The 18,489-nt window shown below is 56.7% G+C and carries 8 protein-coding genes; 2 read left to right on the top strand and 6 right to left on the bottom strand.

The features are described from left to right. The first annotated feature begins 1 nt into the window (after nt 1). On the top strand, nt 2–2,416 hold the full coding sequence (gyrB, locus tag ATG98_RS07640) for a DNA topoisomerase (ATP-hydrolyzing) subunit B (protein ID WP_098420397.1): 2,415 nt from the start codon (nt 2–4) through the stop codon (nt 2,414–2,416). A 75-nt stretch (nt 2,417–2,491) separates the two neighbouring features. On the opposite strand, the gene ATG98_RS07635 is transcribed toward gyrB, so the two are convergent. The 3 genes from ATG98_RS07635 to ATG98_RS07625 form a co-directional block, all read right to left on the bottom strand. Further along, nucleotides 2,492–3,214, bottom strand: coding sequence for a VC0807 family protein (locus ATG98_RS07635; RefSeq protein WP_098422549.1), 723 nt, complete (start codon nt 3,212–3,214; stop codon nt 2,492–2,494). 198 nt (nt 3,215–3,412) lie between these two features. After that, nucleotides 3,413–4,690 carry a 4-aminobutyrate--2-oxoglutarate transaminase gene (gene gabT, locus ATG98_RS07630; protein ID WP_098422548.1) on the bottom strand — a complete coding sequence of 426 codons (1,278 nt, stop codon included), beginning with the start codon at nt 4,688–4,690 and terminating at the stop codon, nt 3,413–3,415. A 96-nt stretch (nt 4,691–4,786) separates the two neighbouring features. Next, entirely contained in the window at nt 4,787–6,526 is a 1,740-nt protein-coding gene (locus ATG98_RS07625) for an ABC transporter transmembrane domain-containing protein (protein WP_098422547.1), read from the bottom strand. A 132-nt stretch (nt 6,527–6,658) separates the two neighbouring features. Here ATG98_RS07625 and ATG98_RS07620 point away from each other — a divergent pair, with 132 nt between their 5' ends. After that, entirely contained in the window at nt 6,659–8,470 is a 1,812-nt protein-coding gene (locus ATG98_RS07620; RefSeq protein ID WP_098422546.1) for an ABCB family ABC transporter ATP-binding protein/permease, read from the top strand. Between the two features lie 219 nt (nt 8,471–8,689). Here ATG98_RS07620 and recD read toward each other — a convergent pair whose 3' ends face one another. From recD to recC, 3 genes are read right to left on the bottom strand one after another with little or no spacing between them, the layout of a single operon-like run. After that, nucleotides 8,690–11,092 carry an exodeoxyribonuclease V subunit alpha gene (gene recD / locus ATG98_RS07615; protein WP_098422545.1) on the bottom strand — a complete coding sequence of 801 codons (2,403 nt, stop codon included), beginning with the start codon at nt 11,090–11,092 and terminating at the stop codon, nt 8,690–8,692. Continuing rightward, entirely contained in the window at nt 11,089–14,841 is a 3,753-nt protein-coding gene (gene recB / locus ATG98_RS07610; protein ID WP_098422544.1) for an exodeoxyribonuclease V subunit beta, read from the bottom strand. Before recB ends, recD begins: the two co-directional genes overlap by 4 nt. Next, nucleotides 14,838–18,404: an exodeoxyribonuclease V subunit gamma gene (gene recC / locus ATG98_RS07605; RefSeq protein ID WP_098422543.1), complete on the bottom strand. Its 3,567-nt coding sequence runs from the start codon at nt 18,402–18,404 to the stop codon at nt 14,838–14,840. The genes recB and recC overlap by 4 nt, the downstream gene beginning before the upstream one ends. Between the last annotated feature and the right edge of the window lie 85 nt (nt 18,405–18,489).

The following is an 18,489-nucleotide window of genomic DNA, read 5'->3' as shown; positions in this document are numbered from 1 at the left end:
AATGAGTGAATCAACCTACAATTCCTCCAGTATCAAAGTACTGAAAGGTCTGGACGCCGTGCGTAAGCGGCCTGGCATGTACATTGGCGATACGGACGACGGCACCGGCCTGCACCACATGGTGTTCGAACTGGTAGACAACTCCATTGACGAAGCGCTGGCAGGCCACTGCACAGAAATCGGAATTCGTATCCATCCGGACGAATCCGTCAGCGTGCACGACAATGGCCGCGGTATTCCGGTTGATCTGCACGAAGGCGAAGGCGTTTCTGCTGCCGAAGTTATTATGACCGTACTCCACGCCGGCGGTAAATTTGACGACAACACTTATAAAGTGTCGGGTGGCCTTCACGGTGTGGGCGTGTCGGTTGTTAACGCCCTGTCATCGGTGTTGACGCTAACCATTCGCCGCAACGGCAAAGTTTACGAGCAGACCTATAACCACGGTGTTCCGGCGGCACCTCTGCACGAGGTCGGCAGTACTGACGCCAGTGGCACCAAGGTACACTTCATTCCGTCAGAAGATACGTTCACGAATATCAAGTTTCACTATGAGATTTTGGCCAAACGGGTACGGGAACTGGCATTTTTGAACAACGGTGTACGCATTCGCCTGACCGATGAGCGCAGCGGGAAAGAAGAAATCTTTGAATACGAAGGTGGTTTGCGGGCGTTTGTAGAACACTTGAATACTAACAAAACCCCCATCAACCGGGTGTTCCATTTTACCCAACAGCGTGAAGACGGTATCGAAGTAGAAGTGGCTATGCAGTGGAACGATGCGTTCCAGGAAAACATCTACTGTTTTACCAATAATATCCCACAGCGCGACGGCGGTACGCACCTGGTTGGGTTTCGCACAGCACTGACTCGCTCGTTGAACAGCTACATTGAGCACGAAGGCCTGGGCAAGAAGGCCAAGGTAAGCACCTCCGGCGACGACGCTCGTGAAGGTCTGACGGCCATCATCAGTGTGAAAGTGCCAGACCCGAAGTTCTCTTCCCAGACTAAAGACAAGCTGGTGTCCTCTGAGGTGAAGACTGCTGTTGAGCAGGAGCTCTATCAGAGCTTTGCGGCCTATCTTCAGGAGCAGCCCAATGAAGCGCGGCTGATCGTCAACAAGATGATTGAAGCCGCCCGTGCCCGCGAAGCGGCGCGTAAAGCCCGTGATATGACGCGCCGTAAAGGCGCTCTGGATATTGCCGGTCTGCCCGGCAAACTGGCCGACTGTCAGGAAAAAGATCCCGCTCTTTCCGAACTGTTCATCGTGGAGGGTGATTCTGCGGGTGGTAGTGCAAAGCAAGGGCGGGAGCGGCGAAACCAGGCGATTCTACCGCTGAAGGGTAAAATCCTGAACGTTGAAAAAGCCCGCTTTGACAAGATGCTGTCATCTGCAGAAGTCGGTAACTTGATTACGGCTCTGGGCTGTGGTATTGGGCGCGAAGAGTTTAACGTTGAAAAACTGCGTTATCATTCTATTATCATCATGACTGACGCTGACGTGGATGGTTCGCATATCCGCACCCTGCTGCTGACCTTCCTGTTCCGTCAAATGCGCGAAGTGATTGAGCGCGGCCACGTGTTCATTGCCATGCCACCGCTTTACAAAGTAAAGCGTGGCAAGCAGGAGCAGTATCTGAAGGATGAAAACGCACGCGAAAGCTACCTGACCCAGACTGCATTGGAAGGCGCACAGCTGTTTGTTAACGCCGATGCGCCAGCCATCAAAGATTCTGCTTTGGAAACCATGGTGAAGGATTATCAGGCGGTAATGGCCATGATTGACCGACTGTCACGGGCCTATCCGTCTAAGGTGCTGGAGCAGATGTTGCACAACAACACCCTCACATCTGAGCAACTGAAAGACGAAAACGCCGTTTCGGCTTGGGTAGGCCACCTGGGTAATAACCTGGAACTGGATACCCGTACCGGCACCAAGTATGTGTTCTCGGTACACCACGACACTGAGCGCAATCTGTATCTGCCCATGGTAACTGTGCATTTACACGGCATGGCTCACGAGCACGTGTTCAGCCATACGTTCTTCGAGGCGCCGTCGTACAAAGCCATCGCCCGCCTGGGTGAAACCCTGGACACTTTGGTTGAAGAAGGAGCCTTTGTTCAGCGTGGTGAGCGTAAGCAGGCTGTTTTGTCGTTTGAAGGCGCCCTCGCCTGGCTGATGAAAGAAGCCCAGCGCGGTTTGACCCTCCAGCGTTATAAGGGCCTCGGTGAGATGAACCCGGAACAGCTGTGGGAAACCACCATGGACCCGGAATCCCGCCGTATGATGAAAGTGAACATTGAAGACGCTTTTGCCGCTGACCAGATGTTCACCACGCTGATGGGCGACGATGTCGAGCCGCGTCGTAACTTCATTCAGACACATGCTTTGGAAGTGACCAACCTGGATATCTGATTTTTCTAAAATTCGGGATCAAAAAAAACGGCGAAGATGTAAATCTTCGCCGTTTTTTTATACTTGGAATTTACGTTATTTATCAGCCAGGTGAGGCGCCATTACCTGTTCCAGTTTGTACCCGGTCAGGCGGCTAATGGTGCGCCACAAATACCAGAAAATCAGCAACATCATCACCATAGAAGGAATGGCAATCATCGGATAGCTGACCAGCGTCATTCTCCCCAGTTCCTCGTTGAACGCTTGAGTGCCGGCGTCACTGGTCACAATCCAGCGAGCAAGTACGTAATTCATGATGGATGAGAACAGAAAAGTAGCCGCAAAAAAATAACTGGCGTTAAGCAACCGGGCTTCAAATTCCGCCACTTTGCCCTTCTCTGCCAATGTTTGATGAATTTTTTTCACATCCAGCACGTTGGGGTTGTAAAGCAAAGTACGCACCAATGGGTAACGGGTGCGTGTAGATACAAGCACCGCCAGGCCAATCACCGCAGGCACCGCCGCTTCTTTGATAGCAAGCCAGCCGGCGTCTAGCTCCAGCAAGCCAATTCCGCCGGTGAGGGTCACGCTGATTATCCCCAACAGGGCGATAAAATTCTTTTTTCCATAGCGAATTAATTCAAACAGACCCCATCCCAAGGGAAACGCCAGTCCAATAATCAGGGCGTTCACGCTACCCAGGTATTCATCGCCACTGAACTTCATCAGAATAACGGAGGGGATAATAATACTGACCAGCAGGTCTATCCAGGGCCTGGGCTTGTGATCGGATACAGATGCAGTCTTCGGTAACGTCATGATTCTGCCTGGTTGATGAAACGGCGACGAGGCGGGCAAAGTTACGCGAGCCTCACGGGACACTGAGCGCAGTATACGAGAAATACGGGCGCCTAGGTAAGTACGCCAAGCCTGGCACGGTCGATTCAAATTTTGGTGACTAACGGACACAAAAAAGCCGGGCACTTGGCCCGGCTTATCAGAGCAAGCGAGTCCTGATCAGGCGCCAGCTTCTTTCAAACACTCTTCCAAAATGGCCAAACCTTCTTCCAGTACTTCGTCTTCAATAGTAACCGGCATCAGGAAGCGCAGCGTGTTGCCGTATAAACCACAACCCAGCACAATCAACCCTTTGGCTTTGGCGAGTTTGGTAATGGCTCCGACCAGCTCTGGCATGGGTTTGTGGGTATCTTTACTGTCTACCAATTCAAACGCGGCCATGGAACCCAGGCTACGCACGTTGTCAACGTGGGCAAACTGCTCCTGCCACTGGCTGAAACGTTGGTTCAGCTTATCGCCCAAGCGCTGGCTTTTGCCCAGAATATCCTCGGTCTCAAATACTTCAAACACCGCTAGCGCAGCTGCGCAGGCAGTCGGGCTGCCGGTGTAAGTGCCGCCCAGAGAATTAGGGCCACACGAATCCATGATTTTGTCGGTTCCTACAATGGCAGAAATCGGCATACCGTCGGCCATGCTCTTGGCCATGGTCATCATGTCGGGTTCAACGCCTGTGTGCTCAATTGCAAACATCTTGCCGGTACGGCCAAACCCGCTTTGTACCTCATCCACAATCAACACGATGCCGTTGTCATCGCAGATTTTGCGCAGGGCTTTCATAAAGCTGGTAGGTGCCTGGTAGAAGCCGCCCTCGCCCAATACGGGTTCAATAACAATGGCGGCGGTATTGTGGGCCGGTGAATCCGCTTTCATGGTCATGGCCAGGCCACGCAGGGCTTCGTCTTCGCTGACGCCGTGATAAGCCACCGGATAGGGAGCACGATATACCATGCCCGGCATGGGGCCAAAGTCGGTCTGGTAAGGCGCCGCTTTGCCGTTCATCGCCATGGTCATAAAGGTACGGCCGTGATAACCGCCATCAAAACAAATCACGTTGGTGCGACCGGTGGCTGAGCGGGCGATCTTCACCGCGTTTTCCAGGGCTTCGGCTCCGGAATTGGCCAACATAACTTTGGCGTGGCCGCGAACAGGTACCACGTCGCTGAGTTTCTGCGCCAGCCGCACATAACCCTCGTAGGGCATGACTGTCTGGCAAGTGTGCATCAACTTATCCAGCTGGGCTTTTATCGCTTCTACCACTTTCGGGTGGCGGTGACCGATGTTCAGTACACCAATGCCGCCGGCGAAGTCGATCATACGCTTACCGTCGGCATCCCAGATTTCAGCGTTGGTGGCGTGGTCTGCAAACTGTTCGTTAGGGCTTGCGGCGCCGGCTGCTACGTAACGTTCTTTAAGTGCTTGAAGTTCTTTGTTACTCATGTCTCTGTTCTCCCCGAGTGGGTATATTTGGTCGAACCTGCGATAAATTTGGCTCGTTTCATTGCAAAATTTTATCAACTACGGTAGCACAAAGCATCATTGCTCACCAGTTTGGCTGCGGAACTGAAGCTGGGCCAGGCGCTGGTAGAGGCTGTTTTCATGCATTAACTGCTGGTGACTGCCCACCGCCAGCAAGCGACCTTGGTCAAATACCGCGATGCGATCTGCATCTCTTACCGTGGCCAGGCGGTGGGCAATCACCAGCGTGGTACGGCCGGTTGTGAGTGCCGGCATGGCCTGCTGAACCAGGTTCTCGCTATGGGCATCCAGCGCGCTGGTGGCTTCGTCTAGCAGCAAAATGGGCGCATCCGCCAATAGCGCACGGGCAATGGCCAGGCGTTGCTTCTGGCCACCGGACAGACCCAAACCGCCGTCACCCAGTCGGGTTTGGTAGCCGTCGGGCAGAGCCACGATAAACTCATGGGCGTGGGCAATGCCTGCGGCCTCTTCGACATCTGCCTGAGTCGCCTGCGGACGTGCGTAGCGAATGTTATCGGCAACCGTACCGTGGAACAGCGCAGGGTTCTGTGGCACCAAGGCAAAGCAGCTGCGCAGGGCTTGCAGTGATACATCACGGGTATCCGTGCCATCAATGCGCACGCAACCGCTGATGGGTTGATAAAAGTGTAGCAGTAGATCAAACAAGGTGGATTTGCCTGCCCCTGATGGCCCCACGATCGCTAACGTCTCGCCTGCCCGCACCTCCAGGCACACATCCTGCAGGGCGGGCTGAGCGCTGCGACCCGGGTAGCTGAACGTCAGGTGCTCAAGACGTATTCCACCTTTCACCGGCTGGGGAAACTGCTCGGGTAAATCGACCGGGCGCTGAAACTCCGACTTGGTCTGCAATAGCTCAAATAGCCTTGCGGCCGACCCTGCTGCCCGTTGCAGTTCTCCGATCACTTCACTGATAGCGCCGGCGGCAACACCCACTAACAAACTGTAAAACACAAAGGCAGCTAGCTCGCCCGGCGTAATGCGGCCGTAGATTACATCTAAGCCACCAATCCATATAACTAAGCCCACGGCCCCCATTACCAGAGTAATGGCCATAGTGGTTAGCCAGGCGCGCTGGCGAATGCGGGCGTGGGCAATATCGAAGGCGTTTTCAGACACTTCAGAAAAATGCCGGCGGTCGTGGGGCTGGTGGTTAAACGCCTGCAGGGTTTTTATCTGAGTCAGGTTTTCACCCACGTAGCTACCTACATCGGCCACACGGTCTTGGCTCAGGCGCGACAACTGCCGCACCCGGCGGCCAAAAATGACGATGGGGACAATTACCAGCGGAAAACCCAGTACTATGACAGACGCCAGCTTTGCGTTGGTGATAAACAACAGCAGCAAGCCGCCAATCAACATCAGCGCGTTACGCAGGGCAATGGACACCGTTGAACCAATCACCGATTGCAGCACCGTGGTGTCAGCCGTAAACCGCGACTGTATTTCCAGCGCCCGATTGCTCTCGAAAAATCCCGGGTTCAGGTCAATCAAGTGATTGAACACCCGTTTACGGATATCGGCCACCACCCGCTCGCCAATCCACGACACCAGATAAAACCGGGCGAAAGAACCCGCCGCCAGGCCAAGAACCAAAACAAAAAACAACCCCACAGCCCGCGCCAGATTGGCCGGTGACTCGGTGGCCAATCCTTGGTCCACCAGAATACGTAGCCCCTGACCTAATCCAAGGGTAATTCCCGCCGTAATAACTAGGGCAACTATCGCACCTGCAACGGCTTTGCGATAAGGATGAATAAACCCGACAACCAGTTTCAAAGCTTCGCGATGAACGTTGTTGATAGTGTGCCTCCTGACGAGTGGGTACTGTAAACTTCCGCAGACTTACGATCTGTATTGCCTAAGGGTTTATCATACGCCCCTCTGCTCTGTGACCATTAAGGAATCTCTGTGCGCCCCTACGCCGATAACGACTACCCCGCCAACCATAAGCCGGACTGGAAAATCATCGCTGGCCTGTGGCCCTACCTGGCGGAATACCGCGGCCGGGTGATCATTGCGGTGAGCATGCTGATCATGGCGAAAGTGGCCATAGTCACCACGCCGATTGCATTGAAATACATCGTCGATTATCTGGATCAAAATCGCGGCGCTGACATGATGCTGTGGATTCCGCTGATGTTAGTGCTGGCCTATGGCGCGCTGCGTTTTGGTAGCACCCTGTTCAGCGAGCTGCGTGACGCCATCTTCGCCCGTGTGGCCGAACGTGCCATGCGGCGAGTGTCATTGCGGGTGTTTAACCACCTTCACGCTCGCGAATTAGCGTTTCATCTGGATCGCAAAACCGGTGGCCTGGCGCGGGATATAGAGCGCGGCACCAACGGCATCAGCTTTTTACTGCGTTTTACCCTGTTCAATATTGTGCCCACCCTGCTGGAAATCGCGATGGTGGCGGGCATTCTGCTGGTGGCCTTCAACGTCAGTTACGTTATAGCGATACTGGTGTCGGTGGTGGTCTTCGTGGTTTTTTCCATCCGCGTGACCGAATGGCGCACGGCCTTCGTGCGCGAAGCCAACAACCGCGACAACCAGTCTAATTCCCGCGCAATCGACAGCCTGCTGAACTACGAAACCGTTAAATACTTCAATAACGAGCGCTTTGAAGCCGAACAATACGACGAAGATCTGGATTTGTGGGAGCAGGCGCGTCTTAAGAACCGCACGTCTATGGCGGTGCTGAACATTGGCCAGGCGTTTATTATCGGCGCTTCCATGGTGGCCATTATGGCCATGGCTGTGCGCGAGGTGGCCAGCGGGCAGATGACCCTGGGCGACTTCACCATGGTGAATGCTTACCTGATTCAGTTGTTCATTCCACTGAATGCTTTGGGCTTTGTGTACCGCGAAATCCGCCAGTCACTGGTGAATGTAGAGCGTCTGTTCGCCTTGCTTGGCGACGAACCGGCCATTGAAGACGCCACCGACGCCAAAGCCCTGACCATTACCAAGGGCGAAGTGCAGTTCCGCGATGTGCGCTTCAGCTATCACCCGGAACGGCAGATTCTGAAAGGCGTGAACATCACCATACCCGCCGGCCACACCATCGCGGTGGTGGGCGCCAGCGGTGCGGGTAAATCCACTTTGGCACGGTTGCTGTTCCGCTTTTTTGACGTAAACAGCGGCAGCATCACCATTGATGGGCAAGACATTCGCAACATTACCCAAGATAGTCTGCGCTCGGCTATTGGCGTAGTGCCGCAAGACACCGTGCTGTTTAACGACACCCTTTACAGCAACTTGGCCTACGGCCGCCCCGGCGCCAGTGAAGCCGAGATACACTACGCGGCCCGCCAGGCCAACCTGGATGAGTTTATCCGCAGCCTGCCAGACGGTTATCAAACCAGAGTGGGAGAACGTGGACTGAAGCTTTCCGGTGGCGAAAAACAGCGCGTGGCCATTGCCCGAGTTCTGTTGAAAAACCCGCCGCTGCTGATTCTGGACGAAGCCACGTCGTCACTGGATTCAATTTCCGAGCAGGCCATTCTGGATGCTCTTAACGCGGTTACCCGGCAGCGCACGACGCTGGTAATCGCGCATCGCTTATCCACCGTGCGCGACGCGGACACCATTCTGGTGATGGACGAGGGCCAGATTGTGGAGAGTGGTGGCCACAATGAACTGTTGGAAAAGGATGGCTATTACGCCCGGTTGTGGTTGCAGCAACAGCATAGTGATGATGAAGAGACGACTGAAAAAGAATAGATGAACAAGGATTCACCACACGTTTGAGTAAGCAGACCTCCGTGTCGGAGTTCCGAAAATCGCCCGCAAGTACGTCCCTGTAGGGCTTAACTGCAGCCATCCATGGCTGCATAAATTTTCGGAACTCCGACACGGAGGTTTGCCCGTGCTTTTGCGGCGACTGAAGTTTTTAAAACTGGCGGGATCCTCCATGCCGGCGTTAACGCCAGAGCTGAACGATCAATTTACCGAATCGCCATCAAGCACCGCACCCAACCCGGAAGCCCGCACCACACTCTGCTCCACGCTGTCGCTGAATACGCTGGCGTCACCGGTTATCAGGCTGAACCAGTTTCTCGCCCGGGTAATGCCGGTGTAAATAAGTTCCCGTGTGAGTACCGGGCTTACCCGGTCCGGCAGTATCAGGCAGGTGTGGTTGAACTCCGAACCCTGGGATTTATGCACGGTCATGGCGTACACGGTTTCCAACTGTTGCAGCCGGCTAGGTGAAATCCAGCGGATGTCGCCGCTGCCGTCGCTGGTGGGAAAGGCCACGCGCAACACGGTCTGTGTTTTCTCGTCATCGCTTTGCGGATCCGTGCCCATCCCCATGCCTTTGCCCATGTTCGAGGCAACGCTGAAGGTTATTCCTACGTCGCCGTTCATCAGGCCCAGGTTGTAATCGTTACCGGTAACCAGCACCGGCCGGCCGGCGTACCAGCCTTCGGCTCGCGGAATCAGCCGTTGCGCCAGCAGGTGACTGGCGATCAAATCGTTCAGCCCTTCCACGCCCCAGGGCCCGCGGCGCAGGGCGCAGAGTATTTGAAAATCGCTGAAAGCCTGCAATACCGATTTAGCCAGTTGGTCCCACTGCCCGATTGTGCTGTTGCCGTCCAGATTGTGATTTTGCATCAGCGTTAAGTAATGGCGGTAACCCACCGGTGGCGGTAAAGGCTGCCCGTTGCCATCGATTCGCCCGTCTCCGTTATTGCTGAATGCCTGCCGACTACCACTGACCGCATGGCCACAGATCAGCGCCTGAGCACTCTCCAGAGAGGGTTTTTTGCTGCGGCCATTGAGCCAGACTACGTCCTCAAAAGTTGCGTCACGGGCCTGCTGCAGGGTGTCGGCGCTCAGGGTGTTGGTGTTAACCGCTTCGGCCAGGTGGCGAATGCCGCTGCCTTCGGCAAATCGATAACTCTTGCGCAGCATGGCCACCGCCTGGTCCAGAGGCTGGCCGTTTGAATCCTGCAAGACCGCTGGAATGTCGGTGCCGGTGATGGCTTTCAACCACTGCACAGTCGCTGGTAGATAATGCCCGTCAGGCGCACGCTGACAGAGTTCGCCCAGCACCGCACCGGCGTCTACCGAGGCTAGCTGATCTTTGTCACCTAACAGAATGAGCTGGGCGCTTGCCGGCAGTGCATCGAACACCGACGCCATCATATCCAGATCCACCATGGAGGCTTCGTCAATCACCAGAATATCCACCAACAGGGGGTTATCCTGGTTGTGGCGGAACTTGCGAGTGTCCGGACGGCTGCCCAGCAGCCGGTGCAGGGTGGTTACCTTGGTGGGTATATCCGCCAATGCGACCTGCCCCGGTAATTGTGCCAAGGGCAGCCGGCTGACAGCGCCGCCGATGGATTCGTTCAGTCGCGCAGCGGCTTTGCCTGTCGGCGCGGCCAGGCGAATACGGTACTTTCTACCTTTCTTCCCATCCCCCCCTTCCCGCTCCGGTGACTCGCCTGCGACGGACTGCAAAGCCGCCAGCAGCTTGACCACAGTGGTGGTTTTGCCGGTGCCGGGGCCGCCGGTAATCACTGCAAAGCGGTTGCGGGCCGCCAGGGCACAGGCCAGTTTTTGGTAATCGACAGAGTTTTGGGGATTCTGCGAGTTTAAAGTGCTTTGAGAATCTTGAGAGCTTTGAGGATTTAAAGAGCCCTGCGGTTTAAACAGTACGTCCAGAGCCTGGCTCAAAGTGGCCGCCGCGGGCGATAGCGGGTCAGCCAGCGGGGACGGCTGCGCCAGGCGCTGTTGAATGCCGGCAGCAATGTATTGCTCGTAGCGCCAGAAGCGGCGCAGATACAGCCGGGTTCCATTTAGCACCAGCGGCGTGGTGTGCGAGCCATCACTGACCGCTAACGCATCGTTCAGTAGGGCAAGGCACTCCTGCACGGACACATGTGCCAGCAAATCACTTGGCTGAGTTTGGCCAGGGTCGGTGTTTGTTGGATCTACGAAAAGCTCTTTATCAGAGCTGGCCTGGTTTGCTTTGTTCTGGCTGCGGGTTGCCGTTGACTCTTCCGGTGGCAGTGACAATGTTGTTGTGGCATCAGCCATCAGAGTTGCAAGGTCCACGCACACGTGGCCGCGGCCCACTTGATGGGATACCAGTGCGGCGAGCAGCAAAACCAGGGGTGCTGGTGCTTTACCCTGTTCGTCTGATAAATCCCGGATCAGCTGCGCAAAGCGTACGTCCAGCGGGCGAATCCAGCCGGCTTGCTGCCATACGTCCAGCTGTTCTAGCAGAGCATCGGTGTGCTGCAGGGCAAGCCTGTTGTCAGGGGAGCTGGCGATAACAGGTGTCGTCTCGTCCAGATCAAAGGCAAACTGGTTGTCGAAATTCCGGGTTTTGCTCATGCTGCCACCTCCGCGGCCGTGGCTTTGCCATCAAACATGGCATCCAGTTGCTCCATCAATGCTTTCGGTGGCTTGTCGCAAAACGCCCCGGCTCCGGGCGCATGGATGCCGCGCAAAAACAGATAGACCGCACCGCCCACGTGTTGGTCATAATCGTAATCTGGCAGACGGGCTTTCAGCAGCCGGTGCAGGGCCAGCAGATAAAGTACGTATTGCAGGTCATAGCGTTTTTCCAGGATGGCTTCGCCCATGGCCTGATTGGTGTAAGCGCTATCGCTGTCGCCCAGCACGTTGGATTTGTAGTCCAGCACGTAATACTGCCCGTTGTGTTCAAACACCAGATCAATAAAGCCTTTGAGCATGCCGTTGAAGCGCCCGCCCTCCACTCGTGGGCGGTCAGCGCCATTGAGCGTGTGTTGAGTCACCAGCTTGTCCAGTGCGCGGGTGCTGACATTGCGGCTTTCAAACCAAAACTCCAGTTCCGGACGCAGTGTGTTCAGGCGGGCCAGGCTGGTGCTTTCACTGTTGCTGCGGTTTAGCGGCAGCGGCTGGCGCATCAGCGCGAGTAGCCAATGCTCCAGGGTGTTTACCCAATCGCTCCAGCCCCGGGTACTGCAGCGGCGGGTGAGCTGCTCTCGCAGCAGCGGTGGGTTATCCACAAGGTGTTGCAGGCCCTGCTGCACGCACCATTCCAGAATATCGTGCAGAAAGGTGCCGGGGCCTGCGCCTTTGGGGAAATAGTGCAGGCTGTGGCTGAGCAGCATGGCGGCGTCTTCTTCATCGCTGGTTTGGGTGCCTTCTTCCAGCAGGTTCTGGGCTTCGGCATCTTCAAACTCGCTGGCAAACATAATACCGGTGCCAGACAGGCCGCTGTATTCCAGCGACGAGTAGCTGGCAATCCACCAGTCTTCGCGCGCCTCGCGGGTGGACACCAATGCCGGTCCCAGGGCGGCGGGCGCAGGTTCCGCATAGTGCTCGTCAGTGGCTTTGGGCAAGGATTCTACGAAAAGCTCGCTGTGGTCAGCGGCCAGTTGTTGCAGGGCGTCACCCAGCGATTGTGTGGCGGCAGGGTTACCGTTGAGCAGATGCCCCAGGCCGCTCAGCTGCCAGTTCTCAATTTCGGTCACGCCCACCCAGGTGGCAAACCGGGCGCGGGTCAAGGCGACGTAGAGTTTGCGGATGTCTTCACCCAGGCGTTCTTTGTCCGCCTGCTCGACGTCGTTTGGTGTGGGGTCGAACACGGTGATCAGCTGGTCTTTGTCGTCGTGATAACGCACAAACGCCTGTTTTTCGTTTTCCGCGCGGTAGGCGGTGCCAAAGGGTAAAAATACCAGCGGGTATTCCAGGCCTTTGGATTTGTGCACGGTGATCACTTTTACCAGCCCCGCGTCGCTTTCCAGGCGCAGGGTGCGGTGCTCGTCTTCGTCGTCGGCGGCCCGCAGAATGGCGGTGAAGTGGTGCACCAGTGCGTGTTCGCCGTCTAGCTGCAGGCTGTCTTGTTGCAGCAGTTCGGCAATGTGCAGAATGTCGGTTAGCCGGCGCTCGCCGCCGACGCGCTGCAGCAGCCTGCCGGGCACGTCAAAGTCCATCAGAAAACTGCGCAACATGGGCAGCACGCCCTGGCTTTGCCACTGCTGCTGGTAGCCCATGAAGCGCTCGATTTCACGCTCCAAGGCCATCTCGTTGGTCAGTAGCTGATCAAGATAGGACCAAGGCAAGCCCAAGGTTGGTGTGGCCAGGGCCGCGCGGGCATAGGCCAGCTGGCGGGGTTCGGCGAAGGCTTTTAGCCAGCACAGCACTTCTTTTGACTCTTGAGACGTCAGTACCGAATCCCGGTCAGACAGGTACACGCTTTTTATGCCCCGTTGCCCAAGCGCATTTCGCACGGCCGCCGCTTCCTTGCGGTTGTTCACCAGAATAGCGATGTCCTTGGGTTCTACCGGCTCGATGTCATTCAGGTCGGTTTCCAGCGCAAAACCGGCCAAACTCTGTTGCCCTAACGTCAGCAGGCGCGCAATTTCACTGGCGCAGGTGCCGGCCACATCAAGGGTGGCGTTGCCTTTGGCCAGGCCTTTGCGATTGCCGCTTTTGTCGGTGTTTTCGCTTTCACTGGCCCACAGCGTCAGGCTGGGCTTCAGCTCGCCGTTGACGGCCCACAGGCGCTTGGTGCCGTTGGCCTCTACCGCCTGAAATGGCAGCGCTGAGGCATCGCCTTTGCCGAATAGAAAAGCGCCTTCGGGGCTGTGTTGGTCGCCATACTCGAACACCCGGTTCACCGCTGCCACCATTGGCCGTGACGAGCGGAAGTTTCGGCCCAGTGTCCAGGTACGGTCGCGGGCGCCGGTGCGGGCGTCCAGATAGGTGTAAATGTCGGCGCCGCGGAAGCCGTAAATGGCCTGTTTTGGGTCGCCGATCATCAGCAGGCAGGTATCCGGGCGATTCTCTGCCACCCGGTAAATGCGGTCGAAGATGCGGTACTGAACCGGATCGGTGTCCTGAAACTCGTCTATTAGCGCGACCGGGAACTGGCGGCGAATGGTGGCCGCCAGTTGGTCGCCACGGGGGCCGTGCAAAGCGTCGTCCAGCCGGGTGAGCAGGTCATCAAAACCCATTTCTGAGCGTTTCTGTTTTTCCGATTCCAACCGCGCCGCAATCCAATGAGTTGAGTGGCGAAGAATATCGGCCTCGGCACTGGGCAGGTTTTCGCTAAAGGCGATCAGTTCTGCGATAGCGTCAAACGCCTTGTGGTGTGGGACATCGCCATCGCCTTTGAGTTTTGTCGCAAGCACCTCGGGTGTCTGGTTCTGAAAGCCGGCTTTCTCCATTCCGGCAGGGAAAAACTCATCGGAGTTTGTCCAGTCCAGCAGGGTGTCCCAGGCCGTAACCATCGGCTTCATACTGCCGCCGTGCAGGCGTTTGCTTTTGTTCAGTGCCAGCAACATGTCGGTTACTTCGGGCTTCCACTCAGCCCAAGGGTGGGCTTTCAGCGTTTGCGACTGCTTTTTACGCTGTTGTACTGTGGCGTCAATCAGCTGTTCTACACTGCCGCTGGTCGCGTCGAGGGAATCAGCAGCCAGAAGCAGATTGCGCACCGCCTTTTGCAGTTGGTCAGGGGTTTTCCAATGGTCGATAACCTCGTCCATCAGCTCTGGCGATAACGGATAAATAAATGTGCGCCAGTAATCCCGCACCACTTCTTCCATCAGGCTGCTTTGGTCGGTTTCCAGGGTAAGTCGGAACAGGCTGCCGCTGTCGAATGCGTGCTCGCTAAGCATGCGGTTGCACCAGGCGTGAATGGTGGATACTGCAGCTTCGTCCATCCATTCCGCTGCCAGCAGCAGTTTTTTGCGGCAGTCTGGCCAGGTGGCCGGGTCTGGATAGCTGTCATCCCGCAGCTGGTGAATCAGCGCGGTTTCTGCTGTGGGCGGTATGCTATCGGCGACATTGGAAAACACCTCGGCGGCCTGGGTCAGCCGAATGCGAATGCGATCCCGCAGCTCTTTGGTCGCAGCGTCGGTAAAGGTCACCACCAGCAGGTTTGGCGGTACCAGGCCCGCGGCCAGGGCGCCGCCTTCCGGCTGACCGTGGCCCAGTACCAGGCGCACGTACAAAATCGCAATGGTGAAGGTTTTGCCGGTTCCGGCGCTGGCTTCAATCAGGGTGCTGCCGTTCAGGGGTAGCGCCAATGGGTCAAGATTGGGGTTTGGCTTCGCCATTAAGGGCGCTATAAAAGGTGTAGTAGCTGTCATACCTCGTCCTCGAACTGACCGGCGGCGGATTTGCCTTGTTCGGCTTCCCACAGGGGCACATAGAGTTCGTGCAACAGGGCTTCAAATTCGCCGCTTTCCAACAATAATTCAGCGCTGTCAAAGGCGCCGCGTAAATAGCCGGTGTCGCGTTCCAGCGCGGTGGTGTAGGCCTGCTCGGCGTCGCTGATGGCGCGTTCGTGCTCACCGAGAAATTTTTTGCTTTGATAAAAGCTATAAATCCAGGCGAAACCGGCTTCACAGTGCACCGGTAATGCGCGCGTATTGGCGTCCATCCAGCGCGCCAAAATGGCGTCCAGATGCTTGCGTGCGGTTTCCTTTGCCAGAGGTGCGAAGCGCACATTGCGTTTTTCTTCTTTGCCCAGAATCAGGGTTTCAAAAGGCTGCGCTGCGATTTGCCCGGCTAGGTGAATCACCCAGTCGCGTATCAGATTGGCGTAGCGAATTTTTTTGGACTGCCCGCTGCCCGTGAGCAGGCTGGAGCCGGCGATGACCACCCGGCAGAGCTTACCCTCTGAATTGCGGCGCAGATGGTCAATCAGATCCAGCACCTCCACCGAGCCGGTGCTGGTGGCTAAATGATAATTAAATGGCAGGGGTTCGCGGATTTCCTCGGGCCATTCGGCCAGGGCGCTCCGATAACGTTCGAACAAATTTGGCAGACGGCCAGACAGCTCGCCGCGCAGCCGGTGCTCGGTGATGCCCATGCCAAGGTCGCCGCTCCGGGCCATGCGGTCGAGGGTCGTTTCCAAGCGTTGTTCCAGATCTTCCTCGTTACTGGCTTTTAGCACGCCCTGTTCAATCAGTTCGGTGTCTAGGCGCCAGCGGTCGAGGCCGTTCAAATCAAAGTTTTCGGTGTCGGTGTCGTCGTCTTCCACGTCTTCAAAGCGCACTTGCAGGCGGCGCTGGTAAAACGTGTCTATCGGTTTTTTCAAAAAGCCGGCCAGATCATTCAGGGTGATGGGTTCTTCCGGCTGCTGGTACGCCAGCGCCTGCTGTTGCGCGTCTGTCGAGACAGTGCCGTGAGCACTGCGCCATTCGTGTTCGTAGGTGAACAGGCTGCGGGCGTGTCGGGTTTGGGGAAAATAGTCGCGGCTGAACGGTTGTAGCGGGTGGCAGGTGGTCAGTGCATCCGTTACCGCGACATTGGGCTGCCCTGGCAGATGCCATAAGCCGTTCAAGTGATCCTGCAATTGGCCCACCAGCACCGATGGCGGCCGTGGCGAATCGTCGCGAATGCTGCGCCCTACCCAGCTGATATAAAGCTGTTCGCGGGCCGACAGCATGGCTTCCAGAAACAGATAGCGGTCGTCTTCCCGGCGGGAACGGTCCCCCGGTCTATAATCCTGTGCCATCAGGTCAAAATCCACCGGCGGCCGCGAGCGCGGGTAGTCGCCGTCGTTCATGCCCAGCAGGCACACCGTGCGAAACGGTATGGCGCGCATAGGCATCAAGGTGGCGAAGTTCACCTTGCCGGCCAGAAAACGCTGGTTCAGGCCGCCTTCATCCAGGCCGTCCAATAGCACGTCTTTTACAATGTTTAATGGCAACGGCTGGTGTTCCAGCCCCGCGGCCAGTGTGTCGTCCAGCCATTGTTCCAGCTGGCGGCGAAAGCGGTTCAGCAGCAAAAGGTCATGGCCTTCGACTTTGTGGAAAAACTGTTCCAGCATGGCGGCGAACAGCGCTTCCCACTGTTGCGGTGTGCGGCTTGCCTGTAGGTCTTGCCACAGAATTTCCAAACGATGGATAAACTCGCCAAGGCGTCCGGCCAGGCTGGCCTGCAAGCCGCCAATCTCGCCGTAGGGCTGAACGCCGGCCCAGGGCTCGTCGTCGCCCATGCCATAACCTAACAGCATGGAACGCAGGCCAGATTGCCAGGTGTTGCGATCCAGATCGGCTGGCAGCTCCAGGCTTTCCCGGTGGGCCCCGTGCAGGCCCCAGCGAATATTGGCGCCTTCCACCCAGCGCCGCGCCAAGGGGATTTCCTCTTCGGCAATCTCGAACCGATCGCGAATGCCGGGCACTTCCAACAGGCTGATGATTTCGCTCACCCCAAAGCGGTGGCGCGGCAGCGACATCAGGGTTTCCAGGGCTATCAATACCGGCTCGTGGTTGCGCTGACCCTGATCGGAAATGGTAAACGGAATATGGCGTTTGCGCCCGGCGGTATAGCGGCCAAACACCGCCTGAATGTGGGGTGCATACACGTTGATGTCGGGCACCATTACCATGATGTCGCGGGGGCGCAGGGTGCTATCGGCGTTGAACGAAGCCAGCAGCTGGTCATGCAATATTTCCACTTCACGCTGTGGGCTGTGGGCGTCGTGAAACACCATGGAATGGTCATCTTGCAGATTCAGCTCGCGCTGTTCAGCGCGAATCTCCTGCAGCGGGGTCAGGTTGTAAATATCGTTCTGCAATTGGTGCAGCAGGCAGGTTGCCTGACCTGCACCGTGCTCGGAGAAGATGTCGATCTTCTGATCCGGCGTCTGGAATCTGTTGCGGTACTCGTCGGGGTTGTCGAATTCGTCCAGAAGGCGAATATAATCCCGGCCCTGTTTACCCCAGGCTGCCAACAGCGGGTTGGCGTGTTGGTGCAGCTGGTCGGCGTCGTCAATCTGCGACAGCGTAGGGTGGCTGGCACCGCGTTTGCGCTCGGCTTTGAGCAGTTCGCGATCGCTGACAATATCAGCCCAGTAAAACTGCGAAGGGTTGTGAACGCAAAGCACCACCTGGCTAAAGCGGCTAAGCACGTACAGGGCTTCAAGCGCCTGGCGTGGCAAAGACGATACACCGAACACCACAATGCGTTTTGGTAAGCGGCTCGGATGGGCGGGTGCGGTGATTTGCTGGCCCTGCGTCATAAAACGGGTGTGAATTTGTGAGCGACTGGTGTGCGCTTCGGTACCGGTGTCTTCCACCAGCTTGCGCCACAGCATTGGCTGCCAGCGGGTGTCTTCCTCAATCGGTTTTTCGCCGTTACGGGTGCTGATGACTACATCCCGGCCCTGCTCCCAGGCTGCCAGCCAATCGGCTCGGAACACCTGATACTGGTCAAATAAATCCGCGACTTTTTCGGCCAGCTGGAACGCCCGCAAATCGGTGTCGCTGCCGTCCAGAAAACGCGCCAGCGGGTTGAACGCCTCATCTGTAAGAACAAGTTCCGGTAACAGCCGGTACAGCCGCCACACCAGTCGGCGTTTATCAAAGGGGGATTGCTCTGGCACCTCGCCGTCTGGCAGCACGGCGCGATAGGCCTGCCAGATAAACCGCGCCGGGAACAAAAAATCCATACCGGCGGCAATGCCCAAGCCGCCTTCGCTGCCATCCTCTGAACGCTTTTCCGCCAGCGCCAGTTTTAACCACTGGGCAATACCGTTGCTTTGCACTAGAAACGTTTCGCTTTGCAGCGGCGGTAGCGGGTTCTGCTGGCAGATAAACACCACGGCCCGGCGCAGATCTTCTAAATGATTGGCGTGAACCGCGTGAAAACCGGGGGTAATATGCGGGTTGTCACTTGTGGCATTTGTGGATGAAGCGGCCATGGTCTTCCTTGTCTGGTATGGGGTTCAATCCCGATGCGTCAGCTTAACGTATGTGACCACAGAAGCGGACAGTCTGAAACCGTGC

This window comes from Marinobacter sp. LV10R520-4 (genome assembly GCF_002563815.1).
GTDB lineage: Bacteria > Pseudomonadota > Gammaproteobacteria > Pseudomonadales > Oleiphilaceae > Marinobacter.
The sequence above is the reverse complement of the archived record's forward strand: the minus strand, read 5'-3'. Positions and strand labels throughout refer to the sequence as shown.